20 protein-coding genes and 1 pseudogene are annotated in these 23,535 nt (G+C 70.9%); 9 read left to right on the top strand and 12 right to left on the bottom strand.

Features of this window, described 5'->3' with window-relative positions; genetic code table 11:
- The 5 genes from ACPCK6_RS25330 to ACPCK6_RS25310 all read right to left on the bottom strand — a co-directional run.
- Window positions 1–632, bottom strand: a 632-nt coding sequence (locus tag ACPCK6_RS25330) for a lytic polysaccharide monooxygenase auxiliary activity family 9 protein (protein WP_423482423.1), incomplete at its 3' end; no start/stop codon positions are given.
- Window positions 633–788: 156 nt separating this feature from the next.
- Window positions 789–1,061, bottom strand: coding sequence for an ATP-binding cassette domain-containing protein (locus ACPCK6_RS25325; RefSeq protein WP_423482422.1), 273 nt, complete (start codon window positions 1,059–1,061; stop codon window positions 789–791).
- A 99-nt stretch (window positions 1,062–1,160) separates the two neighbouring features.
- Complete coding sequence (locus ACPCK6_RS25320) at window positions 1,161–2,309, bottom strand: ankyrin repeat domain-containing protein (RefSeq protein WP_423482421.1); 1,149 nt, start codon at window positions 2,307–2,309, stop codon at window positions 1,161–1,163.
- Between the two features lie 459 nt (window positions 2,310–2,768).
- Entirely contained in the window at window positions 2,769–3,344 is a 576-nt protein-coding gene (locus ACPCK6_RS25315; protein ID WP_423482420.1) for an iron transporter, read from the bottom strand.
- Window positions 3,345–3,372: 28 nt separating this feature from the next.
- Window positions 3,373–4,125 (bottom strand): L,D-transpeptidase, encoded by a 753-nt coding sequence (locus tag ACPCK6_RS25310; RefSeq protein WP_423482419.1) that lies wholly within the window; start codon window positions 4,123–4,125, stop codon window positions 3,373–3,375.
- A gap of 16 nt (window positions 4,126–4,141) precedes the next feature.
- On the opposite strand from ACPCK6_RS25310, the gene ACPCK6_RS25305 reads away from it, so the two are divergent.
- Window positions 4,142–5,350, top strand: coding sequence for a DUF2254 domain-containing protein (locus tag ACPCK6_RS25305; RefSeq protein WP_423482418.1), 1,209 nt, complete (start codon window positions 4,142–4,144; stop codon window positions 5,348–5,350).
- A gap of 171 nt (window positions 5,351–5,521) precedes the next feature.
- Window positions 5,522–5,800 (top strand): DUF4190 domain-containing protein, encoded by a 279-nt coding sequence (locus ACPCK6_RS25300; RefSeq protein ID WP_423482417.1) that lies wholly within the window; start codon window positions 5,522–5,524, stop codon window positions 5,798–5,800.
- 3 nt (window positions 5,801–5,803) lie between these two features.
- Here the strand turns inward: ACPCK6_RS25300 and ACPCK6_RS25295 are convergent, their stop codons facing one another.
- The 5 genes from ACPCK6_RS25295 to ACPCK6_RS25275 form a co-directional block, all read right to left on the bottom strand.
- Complete coding sequence (locus ACPCK6_RS25295) at window positions 5,804–6,196, bottom strand: hypothetical protein (protein WP_423482416.1); 393 nt, start codon at window positions 6,194–6,196, stop codon at window positions 5,804–5,806.
- 100 nt (window positions 6,197–6,296) lie between these two features.
- Window positions 6,297–6,440 (bottom strand): hypothetical protein, encoded by a 144-nt coding sequence (locus tag ACPCK6_RS25290; RefSeq protein ID WP_230651721.1) that lies wholly within the window; start codon window positions 6,438–6,440, stop codon window positions 6,297–6,299.
- Window positions 6,441–6,471: 31 nt separating this feature from the next.
- Window positions 6,472–6,741 (bottom strand): BON domain-containing protein, encoded by a 270-nt coding sequence (locus ACPCK6_RS25285; protein ID WP_423482415.1) that lies wholly within the window; start codon window positions 6,739–6,741, stop codon window positions 6,472–6,474.
- A gap of 435 nt (window positions 6,742–7,176) precedes the next feature.
- Complete coding sequence (locus ACPCK6_RS25280) at window positions 7,177–9,447, bottom strand: glycoside hydrolase family 44 protein (protein WP_423482414.1); 2,271 nt, start codon at window positions 9,445–9,447, stop codon at window positions 7,177–7,179.
- Between the two features lie 648 nt (window positions 9,448–10,095).
- On the bottom strand, window positions 10,096–10,572 hold the full coding sequence (locus tag ACPCK6_RS25275; protein ID WP_423482413.1) for a DUF6326 family protein: 477 nt from the start codon (window positions 10,570–10,572) through the stop codon (window positions 10,096–10,098).
- Between the two features lie 275 nt (window positions 10,573–10,847).
- On the opposite strand from ACPCK6_RS25275, the gene ACPCK6_RS25270 reads away from it, so the two are divergent.
- Complete coding sequence (locus ACPCK6_RS25270; RefSeq protein ID WP_423482412.1) at window positions 10,848–11,894, top strand: sensor histidine kinase; 1,047 nt, start codon at window positions 10,848–10,850, stop codon at window positions 11,892–11,894.
- Window positions 11,891–12,547, top strand: a complete 657-nt coding sequence (locus ACPCK6_RS25265; protein WP_423482411.1) for a response regulator — start codon at window positions 11,891–11,893, stop codon at window positions 12,545–12,547. Before ACPCK6_RS25270 ends, ACPCK6_RS25265 begins: the two co-directional genes overlap by 4 nt.
- Before the next feature lie 132 nt (window positions 12,548–12,679).
- On the opposite strand, the gene ACPCK6_RS25260 is transcribed toward ACPCK6_RS25265, so the two are convergent.
- Together ACPCK6_RS25260 and ACPCK6_RS25255 are read right to left on the bottom strand one after the other, a co-directional pair.
- Complete coding sequence (locus tag ACPCK6_RS25260) at window positions 12,680–13,243, bottom strand: dihydrofolate reductase family protein (RefSeq protein WP_423482410.1); 564 nt, start codon at window positions 13,241–13,243, stop codon at window positions 12,680–12,682.
- Window positions 13,244–13,733: 490 nt separating this feature from the next.
- A pseudogene (locus ACPCK6_RS25255) lies at window positions 13,734–13,821 on the bottom strand (IS6 family transposase); the annotation flags it as partial.
- On the opposite strand from ACPCK6_RS25255, the gene ACPCK6_RS25250 reads away from it, so the two are divergent.
- The 5 genes from ACPCK6_RS25250 (at window position 13,795) to ACPCK6_RS25230 (ending at window position 22,931) form a co-directional block, all read left to right on the top strand.
- Window positions 13,795–14,022, top strand: coding sequence for a LamG-like jellyroll fold domain-containing protein (locus tag ACPCK6_RS25250; protein ID WP_423482424.1), 228 nt, complete (start codon window positions 13,795–13,797; stop codon window positions 14,020–14,022). The pseudogene ACPCK6_RS25255 and the gene ACPCK6_RS25250 sit on opposite strands and share 27 nt — an antisense overlap.
- Window positions 14,023–14,172: 150 nt before the next feature.
- Complete coding sequence (locus ACPCK6_RS25245; protein WP_423482409.1) at window positions 14,173–16,290, top strand: sigma-70 family RNA polymerase sigma factor; 2,118 nt, start codon at window positions 14,173–14,175, stop codon at window positions 16,288–16,290.
- A 504-nt stretch (window positions 16,291–16,794) separates the two neighbouring features.
- Window positions 16,795–18,288, top strand: coding sequence for an RICIN domain-containing protein (locus ACPCK6_RS25240; RefSeq protein ID WP_423482408.1), 1,494 nt, complete (start codon window positions 16,795–16,797; stop codon window positions 18,286–18,288).
- Window positions 18,289–18,380: 92 nt separating this feature from the next.
- On the top strand, window positions 18,381–19,856 hold the full coding sequence (locus tag ACPCK6_RS25235) for a pectinesterase family protein (RefSeq protein WP_423482407.1): 1,476 nt from the start codon (window positions 18,381–18,383) through the stop codon (window positions 19,854–19,856).
- Between the two features lie 183 nt (window positions 19,857–20,039).
- Window positions 20,040–22,931, top strand: coding sequence for an RICIN domain-containing protein (locus ACPCK6_RS25230; protein WP_423482406.1), 2,892 nt, complete (start codon window positions 20,040–20,042; stop codon window positions 22,929–22,931).
- Window positions 22,932–23,535: the final 604 nt, after the last annotated feature.

Genomic DNA, 23,535 nt, shown 5'->3' with positions numbered 1-23,535 from the left:
GGCTGGTCGAGGTGGGACGCCTGCCAGATGGTGTAGACGACGTGCCGCCCGGTGCGGTTGCCCGCGTTCACCTGCGCCTCGTAGAGCCCGGTGGTCGGGTAGCTGCCGGTGCGGAGCACCAGTTCGAGGCTGTTCCAGGTGAGGGGCTGGGTGGTCGGGTCGAATCCCTGTTTGGTGATGTAGATCAACATGTAGTCGGCGCCGTGCTTGGCGCCGTCGGTCAGCGTGAGGGTGAAGTTGTTCGGCATCGGCTTCGCGGTCCACGCGCCGACCGCGTCGAGCGAGGCGTACAGGCCGTTCTGGGTGCGACCGCCGCTGCACAACTGCCCGTCCGGCACGGCGGCCTGGTGGTTGCCGCCGACGTTCTCGCGGTACAGGCCGTTCCAGTTCCACATGGTGTTCGGGTTGGCCTGCCACGCCTGCCAGCACATCGGGTCGGTCTGAGCCATAGTGGGGTTGAGGTGGTCGGAACCCCAGCGCTCCCAGCATCCGTAGTTGCGGGACGGCGGGTTGGTGACCGATCCGTGTGCCGAGGCCGGACCGGCCTGGTTGACGACGACCATCGTGAACGAGGCGAGAAGAACTGCGACCGCGCCCAGTCCCAGACGGCGTGCTGTCCGTGAGATTCTCATCGATGCTCCAGTGGATGCACCGGCGCCCAGTGGCCCTCGCTGGGTGCCCACCCCGGAGAAGGTGACGCCGATCGACTCAAGCCGTCCGAGGGTGGACGGCACTGCTGCCCAGCAGCGCTTGGCGACTCCCAGCCACGATGCTAGTAGAGACGGCCGTCAATGTAAATCGATACCGACGTATCGGGTCAGACCGCGAGGGCCGCGCGCACCTCCCGCTCCGCCGTGACTCCCCCGTCGCCGTGCGAGGTGGCCCGGCCGGATTCCCTCGGCCGGCTCGTCGAGCATGAGCAGCCGCGGCCGGGCGATCAACGCGCGGGCGATGGCGAGTTGCTGACGCTGACCACCGGAGAGCAGCCCCGGCCCGCATGGCGTCGACGGGTGGCGACCGGGCGGTGGCCGGGAGGGCCAAGCCGGCCGGCAGCAGCGCACCGGCAGTCCACCGCGCCGGAGTGCGCTAGGCAACCTCACCGAGGCGATCGCGGGGCCTTCCGGTCGATCGCCTTCGTCGCCGGCGTCGGCGGACGCACGTCAGGGCAACTGGGCATCGAGCTCGTCGAGCGTGTCATGGACATACTCCCGCCCGAGGCCGTCCGGCAGTTCGGCACGGACCGCGTAGGCGAGCTCCACGAACGCCTGCCGTACCGTGTCCAGCTCCGCCCTGGTCAGCTCGATGCGGTGCCACGACGCCGTGGGCGACTTGGCCGGATCGTGGACGAGCCTGTGGGCGACGGTCTGGGCCAGCGCGTACGGGGTGCCGGTCCGCGTGTCCCACTCGTCATCGCCCAGCTCCTCCGCCGCGCACGAGACGAGCTGCCCCCAGCGGCGGAACTCCGCCGGATCGCCGCGCAGCTCGTACCCGGTGGGGTGCAGTCGCACGGCCGTACGGGCGATCGGTACGTCGTCCAGGCCGACGCTCATCTCGCCGAGTTGGAACTGAACGTTCTGCCGCTGCCAGCCCCGAGCCACATCAAGCGCGCCCGCATGGGCGGCACCGGCCAGCAGCAGCGCGGTGCTCACGGCCCGCTCGTTCCGTTCGATGGCGTGCATCAGCGCGGTACGTCCGCGCCCGTCGACCGCGTCCGGATCGGCTCCTGCGGTGAGCAGCACGTCAACGGCGGCGTGGTCACCACGCCGAGCGGCGAGGACAAGCACGGGAGTACCGTCGGAGCGCTGCGAGTTCGGATCGGCGCCACGGCTGAGCAGCATGCGGATCGTGGCAGGTGCGGCCGATCCCAGCACCGCCTGGACGATCGGGGTCTCCTCGCCAGGCGCGGCGTCGGCACCGAGTTCCAGCAGGTAGCGCAGAACCTCCAACGCCCCGGCCTGTGGCCGGTGCCGGGTGGCGGCGATCGCGGTGGCGAGAAGGCTGCCACGCTCGGTGCCCTCGACCTCGAGGGCGCCACGATCGACAAGTAGCCGGATGACGTCGAGGTGCCCATTGCTCACCGCCGACCGCAGCGGCGACTCGTACTGCGGCCTCCTCGCCCGCAGCGACGCCCCCGCGTCCACCAGCAAGTGGACGATCTCCAACAGCCCGGTACTCGCCGCCTCGGACAGCACGGTCACCGTGAAGCGGCTTGCGGCGGAGTCCGGGTCGGCGCCGTCCGCAAGCGCTTTCGCCGCGGCCGCCGGATCGGCTGCGCGGACGGCCGCAACGAGCCCTGCATCACGATCCATGCCGACGACCCTATGTGGTTCGTGCCTACGGGGCGCGGGCCCGAGCAGACCTCGAGTCGACCAGGCTGCCACTGCTGACCGCGGCACGGCCGGGTACGAGACCTTGCGCAGCGCCCGGGTGGCGGAGAGCGAGATCCGGCAAGCCGATGCCGGCCTTACCGGCCGCGTCGTCCGGCGGTCCCGGCGACCGTGTCCCGCACGTCGTACGCGAGCCGCGCCGAGGGGCCCCTGGCGCCGCGGAGCCGCGCCGGCCTCGCCCACCCCAGCACCGTGGCCGCGCCGAAGTGGCCGGCGGCAGCGAGCGAGCGACGTCCGCCACGTCCTCGGCCAGCCGCTCGGTCGGGCTCCGCCGCCCGTTGTCTCCCAGGGTCCCCTCCGCGTTCAGCTCGCTGCGGTCACCGGCCCGCCGTCGGCCGCCGTACTGATCGGACTGCCGGTCGCCGTGCCCTCTGGCCGGCGTCAGGAGGCGGCGGCGGTGGGCGCGTCCGCCCCGCGCGGCTGCGCGTCCGGGCTGGGCTTGCGGCCGGCGGCCAGGCGGACGTCGTCGAAGCGCACCTCGACCGGCTCGGCGTACCGGCGACCGTTCACCGGGTCGTGGCGCATGAAGCGGGCCGGTGCCACCCGCACCGTGACCTGATACGGCCCTTCGTCGGGCATCGCCGCGTTAGCGCCGTAGTGGTGCAGGAACGGGTGCCAGAGGAAGGGCAGCTCGGTGGCGAGCACGGTTCGGCCGTCGCGGTTCAGTTCCAGGTGCACCGACAGTCCGGGTACGAACCTGCCGTCCCCGGCGTCGGCCACCGCCACCTCCAGGTGGACGTTGGCGTCCTGAGCGGCCTCACGCCACACCAGCCGGTCGCCGTCGAGGGCGTACATGCCCTCCGCTTCCTCGTTGACGAACGCGATGGCGAGGTCACCCGAGCGCGCCGTCACCGCTCCGTCCTCATCTGCCATCGCGCGCATCGCGCGTCGATAGCCGTCCCCCTCCGCCCGGGCGATGTCGAGCTGTTCCGCGGTGGCCTCGTTGCTCGGTGCCATGGGTGGGTTGCTTCGCGATGCCATCGGATCACCTCTCCGGTCGAACGCGCCGTACGGACCGCCGCCTACCCGATCCCGCGGTGACGACACCGAGACCCGGGGTCACGGAAGCCGCAGGGCGACCTGCCGGGCGGCTGTTCGAGGCGGGACGACGGGGGGTCACCGGCCCGGGACCTTCGTGCATAGGCGGGCGGAGACCGTCCCACGAAGGCGTGCGGTACTCAGTACACCCAGACCCGGTCTTCTTCGGCAGCACGTCCTGCGTCCACAGCCAGTCCACCGCCGGCAGCGTCACGCGCACGCATCCGTGCGACGCCGGGTACGACGGGACGCCGGTGTATCCGTGGATCGCGATCCCCTGCTCCTGGAAGTACTTCGGCCGGTACAGCCGGCCGAGCGGACCGTCGCGCCAACCGTCGACCTGCCAGTCGATGGTCCACCTGCCGCGTGGGGTGTCCGCCAGGTAGGTCTCCCCCTGGTGGGTGTAACGCTCGAAGGTGCCGGTCGAGGTGTTGAAGATCCGGCTCACCTCGCCGTCGTCGACGATCATGAGCAGTTGCCGGTCCAGGTCCACCTCGGCGAGGTGGCCGTCGGTGCTGCGGGCGTCCGGGCGCTTCCCGTCGTCGAGCGCGGCTCGGGTCTTCGCGCCGACCACGCCGTCGGGGCGCAGGCAGCCCCGGTCGCCGGGGCCGTCGGCGTTGCCTGCGGCGACGCTGAGGTCGCCGTGTGGCTCGGGCCGGACGCCGTCGGCGCCCTTCGGCAGGTATGCAAAGGCACGCACCGGGGACTACGGCGGGATGAGCCGCGCTCCGCGTACCCTCCGGTCCCGCCTGGCGACGGCGTGGTCGGGATTCTGGCTGCTGCCGGCGGCGTTCGCCGCCGGGGCCGTGGTGCTGGCCCTCGGCCTGTCGGTGGCCGAGCTGCGACTGGGTCTGCCGACCGGCGGGTTCCTGCCCAGCAGCGTGGCCGGCGCCCGGTCGCTGCTGTCGTCGATCATCACCGCGATGATCTCGTTCACCGCACTGGTCTTCTCCATCACCGTGGTGGCCGTGCAGCTCGCCAGCAGCCAGTACTCCCCCCGGGTGCTGCGGACCTTCCTGCAGGACCGGATCACCCAGGTCGCGCTGGGCACCTTCCTGGCGACCGCGCTGTTCGCCATGGTGGTGCTGGCGGCGCTGCCGGCCGGCGCCGACCCCCGGCTGCCGGACCTCTCGCTCGCCGTGACGATGACGCTCGTGCTCGCCAGCAGCGGGCTGTTCGTCTACTACCTGCACCACGTCACCACGGTCATGCGGGTCTCGCACATCATCGCGGCGGTCGGCACACAGTGCCGCCGGGTGATCGAGGAGCAGTATCCGGTCGGCCCGGCTGCCGGGCCCGTCACGCCGCTGCCGCCGCCGGTGCAGGTGATCGCAGCGGTTCAGCCCGGCATGGTCGAGTACGTCGACCTCGACCGGCTCGCCGCGCTGGCCCGCGAACACGACTGCGCCCTGTCGGTCCTGCCCGCGCCGGGCGACTTCGTGGTCGCCGGGCAACCGCTGATCGCGGTCCACCCGCTGGCCGGTGGTCCCTTCCCGGCGGCCGTGCCGGAGGCGCGGGCGTGCGTCGCGGTGAGCCTCGGCGTCGAACGGACCCTGGGCCAGGACGTCGGGTTCGGGTTCCGGCAGTTGACCGACATCGCCGAGCGGGCCCTGTCGCCCGGGATCAACGACACCACCACCGCGGTCCGCAGTGTCCAGGAGATGCACGACCTGCTGCGCCGCCTGGCCGGACGGCCCGGTCACCGAATGCTCGTCGACGATCCCGACGGCACCCCACGCGTACGGGCGCGGGCGCAGGACTTCGACGGCTTCCTCGCGGTCGCGGTCGACGACGTCCGGCGGGCCGGACGCGACCAGCCGCGGATCACCCGCCTCCTGGACGACGTGCTCGCCGACCTGCGTTCCGTGGCATTGCCGGAACATCTGCCCGACATCGCCCGCAGGACCGTGAACCGGGAGGCATGAGTCGCCGGTGTGGGGGAAGGCGGCGGGTGCGAGTCCGTGCCGCACGGCGTACTCACCCGGAGGGAGTGCCATGACCGCGTCCGGCGAGCCCGCCCGAGGGGCGGGCGCGTCCACCCGCGCCGTACGGCGGCCAAGACCAGCACGGCCGCCGCTCTTGCGCTCGTGTTCGGCGTGGCCGCCCTGTTCAGCGTGCTCACCGCCATCCTCGCCTGGATCGGCGTGGTGCTCGCCGTCGTCGGGATCGTCCTCGGCATCGTGGGGCTCAAGATGGCCGCGCGACCGGGGGTGACCGGCCGAGGGGTGGCCGTCGGTGGTCTGGTGCTCAGTGTGATCGCCCTGCTGCTCGGACTGGCGCTCGGCGCGGGCATCACGACGTTCCTCAACAACGAGGCTGCGGTGGACCGGCTTCAGCAGCAGGTCGACGACCTGCGTGACCGGCTCGACAGCTAGCGGTCAGTTCCACACGGTCACGTCCTCGGCGGCGAGCGCACGACCGCCCTCGAAGTCGCGGTACGCATCCGAGGGCCCGAGCTGGTAGCGGCCGGACAGGTCGCGGTACGAGAAGTCGACGACGGTGCCGACCACTGTCACCAGCTGCGGTGGTTCCGCTGTGGTCTTGCCGACGGACAGCACCAGCAGCCTCCCGTCGGTGAAGTCGACGTCGCGTACCACGAACGCGGTGCCGGCGATGACACGGTCGACAGTGGCGGTCACAGTGAGACGGGCGCCCAGCTCGGCGCTCGCGACAGTGCCCAACCGGACGGTCGAGGCCGGTTCCGGGGACGGCTGCGGGTCCGGCTCGCCTGCGCAACCTGCGACGAGCAGGATCGCCGCCGACAGGGCCACCAGTCGCCTCCCCCGTCGCGACGGGGGCCGGCTCACCCCGCGGTCCAGGGCATCGTGGATTGCGGCACAGCCTGCTCCAGTGCCACGGTCCGCCACCGGCTCACCTCCTGATGCTCTCCGGGTAGACGGTCATCCGGCTGAACGCCGTCCGGCTCGGACAGGGCACCAGCAGCGCCGCGCCCCACGCCTGCCCCTCCTCGCGAGGAACCGCCTTCAGGTCCCGATCGATGGGTTCGACTGCCACCCGTTTCTCCCGTCGCCCTCGCCTGGCGGCGTCACACCACGTGCACCCTGACGTTGACATCGTGCACCCCGGGAACGGCCCAGGCGAGCGCGCGGGCACGGGCCAGCACGTCGGCCGAATCGACCCGTCCCTCCAGGATGATCACCCGGTTCTGCGCCTCCACGCAGATGCGCTGACGGCGCAGCAGCGGGTCGCGATTCAGCTGCTCGACCACCCGGCAGGCCAACCGGGTGTCGTTCGCGACCGGGCCGTCGTGGAACAGCGACGGCATTCCCTCCGGGAAGAACCACGGGTAGGTCATGACTCGTCTCCTCACCGGATCGGCTCCTCACGCCCTACCCCCAGCCCTTCTTCGCCAATACGACAGCTTCGTGACGATCTGCCCCCGTCCCTGTGACAAGAACCCCGTGCGGGACCCATCGGCACGGGCCGGCGGTGTGATCGCTCCCGCACGGCAGCCTCGCTCACGACCAAGATCAGGCTTGAGATCAGCGGACGCGTGCAACCGACCGCCGGGGCCGGGTGCGGACCACCGAACCAGCCAGATCGCGACATGGGCGGTGGACCTCACCGCCGTGTCGGTGGACGTGCCCGGCCAACCGGCCGCCGTTCCGGGTCCGATTCTGCGCCGTCCCGGGGGGGGCCGGTCGGGCGGACGGGTCCGGGGCGTAGCGGCGCCCCGGACCCGTCCGGCCCTGTTCCGCCGGTCCGGCCGGCGGCGCAGGGTCGTCTCAGGTCAGCCGCACCGCTGGCCGTTGAGGGTGAAGGCGGTCGGTGCCGGGTTGGTGCCGCTCCAGGTGCCGTTGAAGCCGATGCTGGTGGACGCGCCGGGGGCGAGTCCGCCGTTCCAGCCCATGCTCTCCGCGGTCACCGCCGTGCCGGTCTGCTTCCAGGTGGCCGACCAGCCCTGACCGACCTTCTGGCCGGCGGTCGGGAAGTCGAACGCCAGTTTCCACCCGTCGATCGCGGTGGCGCCGGTGTTCTTGATCGTGACGGTGGCGGTGAAGCCGCCCGGCCAGCTGTTCGCCGTGTACCCGACCGTGCAGCCGCCGGTCGGGGCGGCCGGCGCGGTCCGCACGGCCAGCCCGGGCGAGGCCGCGGAGACGTTGCCCGCCGCGTCGCGCGCGGTCACCACGAAGGTGTACGGCGTGTCCGGCGTCAACCCGGTCACCGTGTACGCGGTGCTCGTGGCGCTGCCCACCTTCACCGTGCCGGTGGCGTCGACGCGGTGCACGTCGTAGCCGGTCACGCCGGTGTCGTCGGTGGACGGCGCCCAGCTCAGCGCGACGCTGTCGGCGGTGATCGTGCCGGCGGTCGGCTTGCCGGGGGCGGTCGGTGCCTTCGTGTCGCCGGGTGTGGTGCCGCGGGGCAGCACCAGGTGGGTGATCGAGTCGGCCGGGAAGGTGGCGGTGAAGCCGTCGGCGGTCACCGGCTGGTCGGCCTCCCGGACCACGCCGGTCAGGTCCGCCGCGCTGTAGCGGTAGACCTGGGCGGTACCGGCGGAGGCGCCGGTGAGGGTGACCGGGCTGGTCAGGTCGTCACCGGTCTTGTTCACCACGACCAGGGTGAGCGCCTTGTCGGCGGCGCGCTCGGCCGCGTACACGGCCAGTTTGCCCTGGTCGGCGCTGGTGGCCTTGACGGAGGTCTCGCCGAACGCGCCGCCGGAGCCGTCGTAGTTGCGGAAGATGCGGAACGCGTTCGCGACCGGCTGGTCGGCCTTGGGCGCGGTCCAAAGGGTGGCCAGGTCGAGGCCCTCACGGCCGAAGATGCCCAGCACGTCGGCCTGGGCGAGCGCGCCGTTCAGTGAGCCGTGGCCGCCCCAGTTGTACTCGGTCATCGCGATCTTCGTGCCCGGGTAGTGCTGGTCGACCAGCTCGCGCATCCGGGGGATGAACCGGACCGGCTGGTTGATCCAGCTCTCGTCGACGTACGTCGGGTCCCAGAGCTGGCGGGTCGAGCGCAGCCGCAGCGCCTGGGTGGTGGCGTCGCCGGCGGCGTCACCGAACACGCCGGACTGCTGCGGGTAGAGGTGGATGTCGAAGTAGTCGAGGATCCGGGTGCCGTGCTGCTGCTCGTACTCCCGCATCCGGTCCAGGTACCACGGGCCGAGGTCCTGGCCTCCGTGCGCGGCCTTGTCCGGCGGGTTCGACCAGCATCCGGTGCGCGAGCAGGTGTCCTGGTCCAGACCCGAGTAGAAGATCGAGTTCAGGCCCCAGCCGACCGGGCCGAGCGTCTTCGCCCCCGGGTCGGCCTTCTTGATCGCCGCCGCGTACGCGTAGGTGCGGTCGCGTAGTTCGTCGTAGCCCAGGCCCGTCGGGCGGACGTCGCGGTGGGTGGAGTGCCACAGGTCCGGCTCGTTGTCCAGGTTGTAGAACTGGACCCCACCGTCGGCGGCGGCGCCGAACTGTCCCTTGAGATGGTCGACGAAGTCGGTGGCGTACTCCGGGCCGACGGCGACGCTGGTGTCCTTCGGGTCGTTGCCGGTAATCAGGCTGCCGTCGGGCTTCCTGCCGTTACCGCAGTCCGGCGCCCACTGGTCGGTGGACTGCTGCGGACCGTACTTGGCCACGCTGAAGCCGCACGCTCGGGACCGGTCCTTGGCGATCCACCCGAGCATCGGCACGGTCATGACCGTCGCGGCGCCGGTGGCCTTGTTCTGCTGCACGAACCGGTCGGTCTCCGAGCCCTTGGGCAGATCGGCCGGGTTCGGGTTGTCGTTCGGGATGTTCTCGAAATACCAGTCCGAGGTGCGGTTGGTGGTGTCGTTGCGGAAGTTGTAGCGGGTGGTGTGGTTGCCGCCGTACCGGTGAACCGGCAGCCGCAGATCACGGGCCAGGGCCTCGTCGGCGAAGTTCATGCCGTACACGTACGGGCTGATCGCGTGCCGGCCGGCGGTCACGTCGACCGTCAGGACCGGCCCGGCCGCGGCGTGGGCGGGCTGTGGTAACGCCAGGCCGCCGAGGGTGGCGGCCAGTACGACCGGGAGCAGTGCGGTGGTGGGACGCACGAGCTTTCCCTTCCTTATGGAATCGAAGCTCGCCATTGGGAGCGCTTCCAAAGGATCGTTGCTGGCGGCCGCCGTGTCAACGCCGCCAGCCTTTCTCGATATTGTCGATTCGAACTGGCCAGGGTATTGGCGCCGCGGTTTCCGGGGAGAAATCGCCTACGCCGCCGGACGACACTTCGGGCCAGCACTGGCACTCCCTCGCTGTGTGGCCCTCCCCACCCCTGGGGTATCCCGGTGTCGCCTGGCCTTCGGCCAGCGGGCCCCGAATGGGAAGCTGCGGCGTGGAGGCACTCCGAACCGGGGTGCCAGGGGCACCGGCCTCGCCCCCGGTCATCGAGGTTCTCAACGCCCTTCAGTCGGCCGGCTGCCCACGGGACGAACCGATTCGAGATCGTCGGCGAGGAGACTGGCTCGCGGATGCCGGAGTGCCCGGACCCACCTGCGTGGCTACGGGTCTGCGGCTGCTCAGGCTGGCACCGCTGGTTGCCGCCGTGCTGTGCGTGCTCACGCCGCTGCTTATCGACGGGTGGGCGACTCCGTGGTACTGAGCGACGTCGGTACCGTCCCGCTCTGGATCGTGCCGCCGCTCGCGGTCGCTGCTGCCGGACCCGCCGTAACCGGCTCCGCAGACGGGGACTGCCTCGAGCGTCACACCTGGGCCTGGGTGAGGTCGCGGCTGGCGGTGGCTCGAACGGCCCGGGGCCAGGTCCATGCGGCGCGCAGGATGAAGGCCAGGAGCAGCAGTTCGAGCGCGATGGAGAAGCCGTAGAAGTAGAGGTAGCTCCAGGGCTCGCCGTCCGCGTTGTACACCGTGACGGGGAGGTAGAGCGTTGCCACGACGAGGTTGGCGGTGCGGTTGGCGCGGGCCGGAAGTGTCGTGGAGAGCAGGATCATGAGGATCGGGATGGCCATGAGCGTGAGCGCGAGGGCCACGAAGGTTGGGCCGGTGTCGAACTCGTGCACGGCGCCGGCCAGGATGTCGTCGATGAAGCCGGGCTTGTACAGGGCGAGGTAGTCGACGTAGATGTAGAGGAACATGAAGCTGGCCCAGGCCGCGGCGAGCTTCGCCTGGACCGGGATGTGCGCTTCCCGGAGCCCACCGCCTGGTCTGTCGGTTCTGGTCATCACGTCTCCTGTTCGCTGGCGTCAGCCGGGTCGGCTCACTCGATGTCTCCACCATGACCAGCGTCGGCGGGCGCCACATCCGCTTGCGGGCTCGGGCTGTCCTGGCCCCAGGCGCGGGACACCCGCCGTACTTTCGGCTGATCCGCACGGAGGGCGGCCCCCTTACGTTCTCCGGAAAGGGGGGAAGCATGCTTGCTGGGATCTGGGCTGAGCCTCGCCCCACACGTCCACCGGTGCGGGTGTGGCGGGACTGGGCGCTGTCCTCGGCTCTTGTCGTGATCTCGGTCGTCGAGATGCTGCTGCGCGACGACAGGGCATGGGCGCCGCTGCTGGTCGGTGTCAGCGTCGTGGTCGCGGCGTGCCTGCTGTATCGACGCACGCGACCACTGGCCGCGGTAGCCGTCGCCTTCGGAGCCGTTCTCGTCTTCGACATCGCGAGGATCGCGGTCGTCGACGTCACCGGCCTGCTGGGCATCGCAGGGCTGCTCGTGCTGCCCTACGCCCTGCTGCGCTGGGGAGCGGGTCGCGAGGCTGCCGTCGGTCTCGGCATCATCCTCATCTGGCTACCCGTCACCCTCGTCGCGGAGCCGACCTCACCCGCGGAGAAGGTCGCCGGTTACGGCTTCTTCCTGTGCTCGGCCGCGCTCGGAGCGGCAGTGCGCTACCACACCAGAAGCCACGACCGCGACGTCGAGCAGGTCCGGCTCCACCAGCGCAACGCACTCGCCCGCGAGCTGCACGACACGGTCGGCCATCACGTCTCGGCCATCGCCGTCCAGGCACAGGCAGGTCGCGCGCTGGCCGCCGCAGATCCGGAACGCGCGCTGGCCACCCTGGTCACCATCGAGGAAGAGGCGTCCCGGACGCTCAGGGAGATGCGAGCCCTCGTGGGCGTGCTGCGCGACGGTACGGACGCCGATCTCGCCCCTCGGCGAGGAGTTGCGGACATCGAACGACTCGCTCGTCCCGGCGGCGAGGTGCTGGGCGTCCGCGTGCAGGTCTCCGGTGACGCCGAGGCCGTTGAGCCGGCAGTCGGCACCGCCCTCTACCTGATCGCCGCCGAGGCGGTCACCAACGCGACCCGCCACGCCTGCGGCGCCACCGGAGTCACCGTCGACGTCCACGCATCCCGCGGCCAGGTGCACCTGCGGGTGCACGATGACGGCGAGGCGACCACGACCCGCTCCCCGCACGCCGGCTACGGGCTGCGCGGCATGGCCGAGCGGGCGAGCCTGCTCGGCGGCACCCTCCGGGCGGGACCTGCCCCGGACGGCGGCTGGAGCGTCGACGCCTCGCTGCCTCGGACAGCGCTGACGTCATGACCATCCGCGTGCTGGTCGCTGACGACCAGGACATCGTCAGAGCAGGGCTCTGCATGATCCTGAACGCCCAACCGGGCATCGCCGTCGTCGGCGACGCCGCCGACGGCCGCCGCGCGATCTCCATGGCCCGTTCGCTGCGTCCCGATGTGTGCCTGCTGGACATCCGCATGCCCGAGGTCGACGGGATCGAAGCCACCCGTCGGCTCGCCGGGGCCGACGTCGCCGACCCTCTGGCCGTCGTCGTCATCACCACCTTCGACCTCGACGAGTACGTCTACGGCGCGCTCAAGGCAGGCGCCCGGGGCTTCCTCCTCAAGGACGCCGGCGCCGAGATGCTCACCCAGGCCGTCCATGCCGCCGCCCGCGGCGACGCCCTGATCGCACCGAACATCACCGCGAGGCTCCTGTCCTCCTTCGTGGACAGCCGCTCGCGCTCGGTGCCACCCGAGCCTGTCGAGCCGCTGACCGCTCGCGAGGAACAGGTCCTGCTGGCTGCCGCTCGCGGGCGGACCAACAGCGAGATCGGCGAGGAGCTGTCCATCAGCCTCAGCACCGTCAAGACCCACATCGCCGCCCTGATGCGCAAGCTCAACGCCCGCAACCGCGTCGAGATCGTGATGTGGGCCTACGAGACACGCCGCGTCGGCACCTGATCGACGCTCGAAGGCTCGGGTCGCGGAGAACCAACGCTGACCACTTCGGTCTTCTCTGGGAGGTCTCCGGTCGGATCAGCCGTCAGCGCCTGCGCCGTCATGCAAGCGCTGGCGATCGGACGGGGCCGTCGTTCACCGCCCGAGCGGGCGGTAGCGGAGGCGTACGACGCCGTTTCGGAACCGGCGCTCATCGAGGAGTTCGAGGTCGACGCGCATGCCGGTCGGCAGGCCCGGCTTACCCCCGCCGACGGCCACGGGCCAGACGAACAGCTGGCACTCGTCGACCAGCCCGGCCTCAAGAGCCTGCGCCGCGAGGTGGGCACCTCCAACGGTGAGATCGCTGTCGGCCGCGGCCTTCAGTTCGCGTACTTCGGCGGGGTCGAAGCGGCGTTCGAGTCGGGTGTCGGCGGTCGACACCGCGGCGAGGGTCGTGGAGTACACGACCTTTCTCGCCGCCTGCCAGACGCTTGCGAAGTCGGCCATGAGGTCGGACTGCGCGGCCAGAGCGGCGTCGGTCTCCCAGACGGCCATCGCCTCGTACAGTCGCCGCCCGTAGAGGAACGTGCCCACGGACCGCAGGAGATCGGTGTAGACAACGAATACCTCGTCGTCCATCGGCAACCAGGCGAACGCGCCGCGTTCGTCCTCCATGTAGCCGTCAAGCGACACGTTGTTCACATAGATCAGCTTTGCCATGCCCCTACCTCTCGATGATCAACCGCAACAGCCCGGACACTCAAGGTCACGGCGGCAATGGGCGGACGAGATCGCACATGCCGCAGACCTTGACGCACTGGCGCATCACCCATCACCGCCTGTGACCGCGACAGCACCCTCGCAGGCTGCCCCTCACCCTGACTACGAACACCCCTGCCCGAATCCGACACCTCCGGTCGACACCAACCCAGACGAGGTCAGCTGGCTCTCATGGCCGCGACCCGGCGCCAGTCCGCCTCCATCGATCACTCATCGCGAGTAGCAGACGTGGATCCTCGGACAGACCGCCGTCGCAGCGCCCCGGACGCTTCGCGCCCCGACCTCTTGCACGACTGGCGTACCCGACTCTGCACCGGACCTGTCCGCAGTGAGCTCCGCCTCGCCGTCAGGCTCGCTCGACCTCGCGCAGCAGCAACGCGAGGCCGGGAGAAGCTGGCGGCGTCGGCCAGCAGTGGAGTGAGCCGCTGCAGCCAGCGGTAGAGCGTTACATGATCGGCCTCCACGGCAGGTTCGACCAGCAGTTCCTCAACATCCCGATAGGACAGGGAGTAGCGCAGGTCTACGTCGACGGCGCCGTCGCCGGCACCGCCCAGGTCTCGGCGGAGGGCATCAACGGCTGCGCGGTCCGGCAGCTGCGGTTCGCCGCCGACCAGGGCGGCGGCCAGCGCCTGACCGGGGCGGTGGACCGGGCCGCGATCTTCGCCCGGGCCCTGGCGCCGGACGAGGTCGCGGACTGGCAGTCCCGGGCGTTCGGCTGACGCCTGCGCCGTGAACGCGGGGTGGGTGCCGAGAGGCGCCCACCCCGTGCCGGCGCAGGCGGGCCCGGTGACCTCTACGCTCGGCGGGCCGGGTCGCGGCACGGCCGCGACGCCACCTGCCGGCGGCGGACGAGAGAGGGCTACCGAAGCGTGAAGAGGCTGGTCGAAGCGGCCCAGGCCGGTGACCGGGCGGCGCTCGCCGAGTTGACGACGAGGTCGCTGCCGTCGGTCTACCACATGGTCCGCGGCGCCCTGGGCGACCACGCCGAGGTGGACGACGTCGCGCAGGAATGCATGATCCGCATGATCCGGGGCCTGCCGGAGCTTCGTGATCCCGACCGCTTCCGCTCCTGGCTGGCCACCATCGCCTACCGGCAGGTCAGCGACCACCTGCGGCGGCAGCCACCGGTCGAGCCGCTCGCCGAGCCGGACGCGCTCCCGCACACCGGCGGTGACGTGGCCGACCGTACCGTGGTCGCGGTCGCGCTCAGCGGGCAGCGCCGGGAACTGGTCGAGGCGGCCCGCTGGCTGACGCCCGACGACCAGCGGCTGCTGGCGCTCTGGTGGCAGGAGACGCTCGGCGACCTGAGCCGCGCGGATCTGGCCGAGGCGCTCGGGATCGGTGAGCCGCACCTGGCGGTGCGGCTGCAACGCATGCGCGACCAGTTGGCGACCAGCCGGACGATCGAGGCCGCGCTGCGCCGGGGCGCGGCCTGCCCGGAGCTGGCGGCGCTGGCGCGGACCTGGCACGGCGAGCGCTCGCCGGTGTGGCGCAAGAGGTTCGGCCGGCACGTCCGGAACTGCGTCCGGTGCGGCACCCACCGGGCCGGGCTGGTCCCACCGGAGCGGCTGCTCCACGGCCTGGCCGTGGCGCCGGTGCCGGCAGCCCTGGTCGCGGCGGTCCGGGCCGCGGCCGAGGCCGGACCGGCGGCGCCCGCGCACGGACCGGCGTACACGCTCACCTCGCACAAGCTGGCCGTCGCCGGGGCCGCGGCGACGGCGCTGGCGCTGGGGGCGATCTCGTACGCGGTGTACGTGACGCCCGACCGCAGCCCGGTCCCCGCCGTGGCCGCTCCGGTCGCCTCGCCACCGGCCGCCGCCCCGCCGTCCCGGTCCCCGGGCGGCCCGTCCCCGACCCCGACGGCCGGCTCGGCCACACCCCGGCCCGCGTCGGTGACCGGCGTGACCGTCGCGGACATCTTCGTCGCGCCGGACGGGGACGACGACGCCGACGGCAGCCGGCAGCGGCCGTTCGCGACGCTGAACCGGGCGGTCGAGGTGGTCCGGCCCGGCCAGACCATCGCCCTGCGCGGCGGCGTGCACCGGCTCACCCGGCCGGTGGAGATCGACACCGACGGCACCCGCGCGCGGCGGATCGTGCTGAGCGGCTACCGCGGTGAGCGCGCCGTCCTGGACGCCGCCGGGGTCGCGCCGGACAAGTACGCGGTGACCCAGCGCACCGCCTTCTGGACCGTCCAGGATCTGGAGGTACGCGGATCCCGCAGCCACGCGTGGACGTGCAGCTCCTGCCGGTTCACCACGTTCCGGCGGTTGTCCGTGCACGACAACTACCGCTCGGGCCTGACGCTGCGGGATCCGGGGACGACCGGCAACCAGGTGCTCGACAGCGACTTCTACCGCAACTACGAGCCGGGTGCCGGTGGTAGCGCCGGCATCGGTCTGGGCGTCAAGTTCGGCGACGGCGGCGGCAACGTGGTCCGGGGCAACCGGGCCTTCCACAACGCCGACGACGGCTTCGACTTCGGCGCCTTCCGGAGCCCGGTCACCATCGAGGACAACTGGTCCTACGGCAACGGCCAGAACCGGTGGAACGCCACCGGCTGGAACAGCAACGGCTTCGGCTTCTCCCTGGGCGGCGGCGAGACCACGCCGTCGGCGGCGCACCGGGTACGGAACAACGCCGCCTGGGGCAACCGCGGCGACGGGTTCGGTGCCGAGGGGAACACCGGCGAGCTGTCGTTGGCCGGCAACACCGCCTACCACAACGGTGGCGACGGGTTCGACCTCAGTGGTGGCCGGGGCACGGCGCGCGCCAACCTCTCGGTGGGCAATGAGGGACGACCGGCGGTGCTCGGCCCGGACGTCTCCGCCGACGGCAATTCCTGGGATCGCGGCGAGTGGCGCGACTCGTCCTTGCGATCGGTCGATCCGGCGGTGGCGGAAGGGCGACGGGCGGCCGACGGCACCCTTCCCCGAACCCCGTACCTGGGCACCGAAGAAGGTGTCGGCGCCGATCTGGCGGGCTGACCGCGTACCCGAAGCCTTTCGGAAGCGGTACGCGTATCGTCTGGTTCCATTGTCGACTACCTCGGGTAGTCGCGTCATGCCGCGGAAAGGCGTGCGACGCATTCGGGTAAAGCAGATAACACGAATCTGCGAAGTTTTTCGGCAGATGCCGTACGGGCAGCTCAGGAAGCCCCCGGAGCAGGCTTCTATCCGTTGACGCGCACGACTCCGTGGCTTAACCGAACTGACATATGGTGCCGGTTGTCGAACTGTGCTTAGCTGTTCAGGCACGCGCCGGAGCCGGCAGCGTCGCCCCTCCGCAAGGAAGGGCTCAGGACAGGACTGAAACCTGAACGCTATTCGCACGGGCAGCGGATGGCATCGCTCAGAGCCAATGTCCTTCCGTCACGCACACCATTGCCCCGCACTCGCGGGAATGACGTCCCGACCGGGTCTTACCGGGCGGCGTCCGCTGCCGCCCGGTAACGGCGTCATCTCATTTCGCGTCCATTGAAGAGGAACAGAATGTCCAGAAGAAGATTCTCCGGGCGACGTCTCGTCATCGCCTCGTCGGCCATCGCCGCGGCGCTGGCGGTACCCGCGGCGATCGTCGCCCTGGTGGGCCCGGCCGGCGCGGCCGTGACGCCGACCAACGGCGGAACGTACACCCTGGCCAACGGTTCCAGCGGTAAGTGCGTCGACGTGACCGGCGCCGGCACCGACAACGGCGTCCGGCTGATCCAGGTGCAGTGCGGCAGCACGACCCCGTCGCAGCAGTTCCGGGCGGTGTCGCAGAACGGCGCCTACGGCCTGACCAACGTCAACAGCGGCAAGTGCGTCGACGTGCCCAACTACTCCAGCACCACCGGCGAACAACTCTGGCAGTGGACCTGCGGCGCCAGCACCAACCAGACCTGGACCCTCAGCCCCTCCAGCGTCGCCGACAAGTTCCTCATCCGCAGCAACTTCAACAACCTCTGCGTCTCCAACAAGGACGGCTCCACCGCCGGCAACAACCCCATCGTCCAGGAACCCTGCTCCGACGTCGCCCGCATGCAGTGGCGCTTCAACGCCATCGGCAGCACCCCCACCAACCCGCCCACCACCACCCCGCCGCCGTCGGGTGGGCCGTACGCGAACACGCCGGACGGGTTCGCCGGGGCGGCCGGCACGACCGGTGGGGCCGGGGGCACCACGGTCACCGTGACCAACCAGGCCGACCTGGAGCGCTACGCCAGCGCCAGCACCCCCCACGTCATCCGCGTCGGTGCGGCGATCACGGTCAGCCCGTACGGCAAGGAGATCCCGGTCAAGTCCAACAAGACCATCGTCGGCGTCGGGAAGAGCGGCCAGATCGTCAACGGCGGCTTCTACCTCGGCACCGGCACCAGCAACGTGATCATCCGCAACCTCACCATCCGCGACACCCGGATGACCTCCGACGACCCGGATGACAAGGACTTCGACTACGACGGCATCCAGATGGACACCGCCAACCGCATCTGGATCGACCACAACCAGATCGTCCGCATGAACGACGGCCTGATCGACAGCCGTAAGGACACCACCAACCTCACCGTGTCCTGGAACGTCATCGCCGAGGGCAACAAGGCGTTCGGCATCGGCTGGACCCCCAACGTCACCGCCCGCATCACCATCCACCACAACTGGATCCACGACACCAACGTGCGCAACCCCAGCACCGACAACGTGCAGTACGCGCACCTCTACAACAACTACATGCAGAACGTCCGCGGCTACGGCAACTACTCCCGCGGCAAGACCAAGATGGTCATCGAGAACACCTACTACGACAAGGTCAAGGACCCGTACTACCGCGACGACACCGCCGAGATCCGCCAGACCGGCAGCATCTGCGTCAGCTGCACCGGCCAGCGGGAGACCGGCGGCTCCGCGTTCACCCCGTCGAGCTTCTACAGCTACAAGCTCGACCCCGCCGACCAGGTCCCGAACCTCGTCCGGACCTACGCCGGGCCCCAGGCCGCCATCGGCCAGTGAGCACGACGGCGTGGGGCGGGCAGCGGTCCACGACCGGGCCGGCCCCACGCCGCACCCCTCGACCCCACCGCGAAGACATCGAGGAACGAGACATGCAGAGATCCCTTCCGGGACGCCGGCTCGGCGTCCTGTCCACAGCCGCCGCCGCGGCACTCGCCGTCCCGGTCGCCATCGTGGCGCTCGTCGGCCCCGCCGACGCCGCCACCCCGGTCGGCGGCGGCACCTACACCCTGGCCAACGGTTCCAGCGGCAAGTGCGTGGTGGTGACCGGCGCCGGCACCGACAACGGGGTACGGCTCGCCCAGGTCGCCTGCGACGCCGCCGCGTCCGCGCAGCAGTTCCGGGCGGTGTCGCAGAACGGCGCCTACGGCCTGACCAACGTCAACAGCGGCAAGTGCGTCGACGTGCCCAACTACTCCAGCACCACCGGCGAACAACTCTGGCAGTGGACCTGCGGCGCCAGCACCAACCAGACCTGGACCCTCAGCCCCTCCAGCGCCGCCGACAAGTTCCTCATCCGCAGCAACTTCAACAACCTCTGCGTCTCCAACAAGGACGGCTCCACCGCCGGCAACAACCCCATCGTCCAGGAACCCTGCTCCGACGTCGCCCGCATGCAGTGGCGCTTCAACGCCATCGGCAGCACCCCCACCAACCCGCCCACCACCACCCCGCCGCCGAACGGCAGGCCGACGGTGGCCGCGGACGGCAGCGGCACCTACCGCACCGTGCAGGAGGCCGTGGACGCGGTGCCCGCGAACAACACCACCCGGCGGGTCATCACCATCAAGCCCGGCACCTACCGGCAGGTGGTGCGCGTGCCGTCGAACAAGCCGAACATCACCTTCCAGGGCCTCGGCTCGTCCCCGTCGAACACCACGATCGTCTACAACAACTCCGCCCACACCAGCGGCACCTCGGGCAGCGCCAGCATGTTCGTCGACGGGGCGAACTTCGTCGCGGAGAACCTGACCATCTCCAACGACTACGACGAGAACACCTACGAGACCGGTGACCAGGCCGTGGCGCTGCACCTCAACGCCGACCGGGCGGTGCTGCGCAACGTGCGGCTCCTCGGCGACCAGGACACCTTCCTGGTCAACGACCGCACCCGCGCCTACGTGGTCAACTCGTACATCGAGGGCTCCACCGACTTCATCTTCGGCGGCGGCACGATCGTCTTCAACGCCTCCACCATCCACGAGAAGCGCTCGTCCGGCGGCACCATGACCGCCGCCAGCACCGACAGCGCCAAGACCTACGGCTTCCTGTTCTACCGGTCCACCATCACCGGCTCCGGCAGCAACAACACCAACCTGGGCCGCCCCTGGCGTCAGGGCGCCCAGGTGCTCTACCGCGAGTCGACCCTCAGCAACGCCATCAAGACCAGCCAGCCGTGGACCAACATGGGCGACTCCACCTGGCAGAACGCCCGCTTCTTCGAATACCGGAACACCGGCCCCGGCGCGACCGTCAACGGCAACCGTCCCCAGCTCAGCGACGCGCAGGCCGCCAACTACACCCCGCAGAAGTACCTGGCCGGCAGCGACGGCTGGAACCCGATGTGACGTACCGGTCCGGCGTCGCGTCCGACCGGCGCCTGATCCCGCTCCCATCCGTGGCCTGAGCGGCCCTGACGGCACGGTGTGGCCGCCCCGGATCCCCGGGTGGCCACACCGTGCCCGGACGACGACGTCACCGAAGCCGGCGCGGCCGGCCGGATCTCGCGGAACTCGACAAGGAGGAACGTCATGGTGGGTAGAGGCGACCGGGGCCGGACCCGGCATCGACTGCGCCGCGTGCTGGCCGGCGCGGTCGCGACGCTCGTGGCGGCCGGGCTTCTGGTGGGGCTGGGCCCGACCGGAGCATCGGCGGCGGCCGTCGACCTGAACGGATGGTACGTGCTGGTGAACCGCAACAGCGGCAAGGCGATGGACGACTACAACTACGCCACCACCGACGGCGCGGCAGTGGTGCAGTGGACCCGGGGTGACAGCAACAACCAGCAGTGGCGGTTCCTGGACTCCGGTGGCGGCTTCTACCGGCTGCTCAACCGCCACTCCGGCAAGGTCCTCGACAACGCCGGCTGGTCGACGTCCGACGGCACGAACATCGTGCAGTGGACCGACCGCAACACCGCCAACCAGCAGTTCCGGCTGGCCGACTCCAGCGACGGCCAGACCCGGTTGATCAACCGGCACAGCGGCAAGGTCGTCGAGGTGCAGGGCAGCTCCACCGTCAACGGCGGCAAGGTGGTCCAGAACAGCGACGGGGACCGGACCAACCAGCAGTGGCAACTCGTCCGCGTCAGCGACGTGAACCCCACCCCGGCCGCCCGCACCACCGCGTGGCAGGCCGGCCGCTTCGTCGTCGACACCCCCAACGTGGTACGCCGGTCCACCGTCGTACTCAACCGGCCCAACACCAACGCCAGCGAGTTCGTGCCGCTCGGCAACGGGTCGCTGGGCGTGGCCGCCTGGGCGGCGAACGGGTTCACCGCCCAGCTCAACCGCAACGACACGCTGCCCGACCGCAAGTCGCCCGGCTGGGTGGTCATTCCCGGGTTGAGCCGGCTGACCGGCGCCGCCGACTACCGGGGCGCGCTGGATCTCCACGACGGCACGATGCGCGCGTCCGGCGGCGGCATGACGATGACCGCGTACGTGCGCGCGGACGCCGCCCAGCTCGTCGTCGACGTCACCGGCGCGGACCCGAACAGCACGCAGAGCGCGCAGGTGAAGTTGTGGAGCCCGCGCAACCCCACCGCGCAGGCGTCCGGATCGGTAGCCGCGCTGTCGGAGACGTGGAGCGACTGCTGCGGCGGGGGCACCTCCGGGCAGACCTTCGGCTCGCTGGCCGCGGTCAGCGCGGCCGGACGCAACGTCACCGCGTCGACCCCGGACTCACGGACCGGCCAGGTGAGCTTCCAGCCCAAGGCCGACGGCTCGTACCGGGTCATCGTGGCCTCGCCCCGCTGGACCGGCGGCAACGCCCTCACCACCGCTACCAACCTGATCGGTGGCGACCTCACCCGGAGCTCGACGGACCTGGCCGCCGCCCATCTGACCTGGTGGCACAACTACTGGGGCTCGGTCGGCCTAATCAAGATCACGTCGGCCGACGGGTCCGGCGAGTACGTCGAGAACATGCGGACGCTGTACCTGTACAACATCGCCGCGAGCAACCGCGACTCCATCCCGGGCACCCAGGCCGGCGTGGCCAACCTGTTCAGCTTCGGCCGGGACCACCAGCCCTGGTACCCGGCGGGCTACTGGTTCTGGAACCTGCGCATGTTCGTGCAGGCGAACCTGAGCGCCGGCGCCTTCGCCCAGAACGTGCCGATCTTCAACCTGTACCGGAACAACGTGTCGGCCATCGCCGCGTGGACGAGCGCGCACTACCCCGGGCGGCAGGGCCTCTGCGTGCCGGAGACGATGCGGTTCAACGGCAACGGCACCTGGTTCCCCGGCAACGAGTCGTGCGACTCGACCATCGCCCCCTCGTACAACTCGCAGACCGTCACCACAGGTGCGGAGATCGGTCTGTGGATCTGGCAGACCTACCTCGCCACCGACGACCGGTCGTTCCTGTCGGCCAACTACCCGGTGATGAGTGGCGCGGCCCGGTTCCTGCTCTCGCACGCCAGGACCGGCTCCGACGGCCTGCTGCACACCACCTCCAACGCCCACGAGACCCAGTGGGCGGTGAACGACCCGATCACCGACGTCGCCGCCATGCAGGCCCTCTTCCCCGTGGTGGTGTCCGCCGCGCAGACCCTGGGCGTCGACGCGGACCTGGTCACCCAACTGCGGGCGGCGATCCCGAAGATCCGTCCGCTGCCGCGGACCGACCACGCCACCCAGACCCAGATCCTCGGCCCGTCCGCGGACGCGGCGGGCACCACCATGCTCGCGCTGTCGGCGCAGCCCAACGCGACGAAGCACAACGTGGAGAACCTCGGCCTGGAACCGGTGTGGCCCTACAACCTCATCGGTGACACCGGCAACCAGTCGGAACTGGCCAGGCGCACCTTCGCCCACCGCAGCTACGTCACGGAGAGCAGCTGGAGCTACGACGCGCTGCACGCCGCCCGGCTGGGCCTGGGTGACGAGATGCGCACCGCGCTGGGCGCTAACGTCGCCAAGTACCAGGTCTTCCCCAGCGGCATGGCGAGTTGGAACCAGCAGCCCGAGACCCCCTACCTGGAGCAGCTCGGGGTCACCGCCGCCGCCGTCGGCGAAGGCGTGGTGCAGAGCTACGACGGCACCGTGCGCGTCGCGCCCGGCTGGCCCAGCGGCTGGGACGTCGACGCCACCGTCCACATCCCGCACAAGGGCAAGGCGTACGTGCAGATTCGCGGCGGCGACCTGGTCACGGTGGCCGTCGACGCGGGCGCGACCGGCACCGTCACCGTCCGCAACCCGTGGCCCGGCCAGCGGGTGTCGGTCGTCACCGGATCGGGGACCACCGTGCTGAGCGGCCAGACCGGCGCCACGATCGCCGTCCCCGCCCAGGCCGGCACGGCGTATCTGATCCAGCGGGAGGCCGCACCGACCACGGCGCTGCCGTTCGCCCAGGTCGGCGGCGTCGCTGCCACCAGCCCGAAGAGCTGGAGCGGCCGCACGATCGGGCTGGCCCGATGACCGACATCGACCACCTCGTCAGCACGGGAGGGACCACCATGCGCGCGCCATGAAAGGTCAAGGCGGTGACGGTGGCGGCCACCGTGGGGCTGGTCGCCGCCACCGCCGCCACCACCCTGCCGCCGAGGCGGCAGCCGCCGGCTGCTCGGTCAGCCAGTGCGGGCGACGGTCGCGGGCAGGGCCGGCAGCGGCACCGGCTCCGGCACCGCGACGGGCAGCGGGGTTGGCACCAGTGCCTCGACGAGCTGCTCGCGGGCTGGCGGGGACGCGGGCGGCCGGAACTCACCGAGTCCCCGCCAGGGCGGACGCAGCGGTGTCAGCGCAGGCGGAAGCCACTCCCGGCGTCCGAGTGCACAGGCGAAAGACCGCGGTTCGCGCCTCCACGCGAGGAAGGTGAACTCGCGTGGATCTCCACACGCACTGGTGTCCGAGGGGCGACGACATGCGGGCAGCCATGGTCGTCATCAGAGACGATCTGCAACTGGCGACCAGGTAGCAAACGGCAACCGGGCTGACGTATGCCGTTGGATTCGGTTCGTGTCAGGGGTTACGGCGCAGTGAGCGGAGCGCGGGAACCGCGTCGGTGGCGGCGAGCGCCCAGAGT

The sequence above is a fragment of the Micromonospora sp. AB353 genome, assembly GCF_049538395.1.
Classification (GTDB): Bacteria; Actinomycetota; Actinomycetes; order Mycobacteriales; family Micromonosporaceae; genus Micromonospora; species Micromonospora aurantiaca.
The sequence above is the reverse complement of the archived record's forward strand: the minus strand, read 5'-3'. Positions and strand labels throughout refer to the sequence as shown.

What these genes read in the sequence shown, in the direction of transcription:
- ACPCK6_RS25320 (WP_423482421.1), bottom strand. Translation starts at nt 2,309, where the DNA reads ATGGATCGTGATGCAGGGCTCGTTGCGGCCGTCCGCGCAGCCGATCCG.
- ACPCK6_RS25315 (WP_423482420.1), bottom strand. Translation starts at nt 3,344, where the DNA reads ATGGCACCGAGCAACGAGGCCACCGCGGAACAGCTCGACATCGCCCGG.
- ACPCK6_RS25305 (WP_423482418.1), top strand. Translation starts at nt 4,142, where the DNA reads ATGAGCCGCGCTCCGCGTACCCTCCGGTCCCGCCTGGCGACGGCGTGG.
- ACPCK6_RS25285 (WP_423482415.1), bottom strand. Translation starts at nt 6,741, where the DNA reads ATGACCTACCCGTGGTTCTTCCCGGAGGGAATGCCGTCGCTGTTCCAC.
- ACPCK6_RS25275 (WP_423482413.1), bottom strand. Translation starts at nt 10,572, where the DNA reads ATGACCAGAACCGACAGACCAGGCGGTGGGCTCCGGGAAGCGCACATC.
- ACPCK6_RS25265 (WP_423482411.1), top strand. Translation starts at nt 11,891, where the DNA reads ATGACCATCCGCGTGCTGGTCGCTGACGACCAGGACATCGTCAGAGCA.
- ACPCK6_RS25260 (WP_423482410.1), bottom strand. Translation starts at nt 13,243, where the DNA reads ATGGCAAAGCTGATCTATGTGAACAACGTGTCGCTTGACGGCTACATG.
- ACPCK6_RS25240 (WP_423482408.1), top strand. Translation starts at nt 16,795, where the DNA reads ATGTCCAGAAGAAGATTCTCCGGGCGACGTCTCGTCATCGCCTCGTCG.
- ACPCK6_RS25235 (WP_423482407.1), top strand. Translation starts at nt 18,381, where the DNA reads ATGCAGAGATCCCTTCCGGGACGCCGGCTCGGCGTCCTGTCCACAGCC.
- ACPCK6_RS25230 (WP_423482406.1), top strand. Translation starts at nt 20,040, where the DNA reads ATGGTGGGTAGAGGCGACCGGGGCCGGACCCGGCATCGACTGCGCCGC.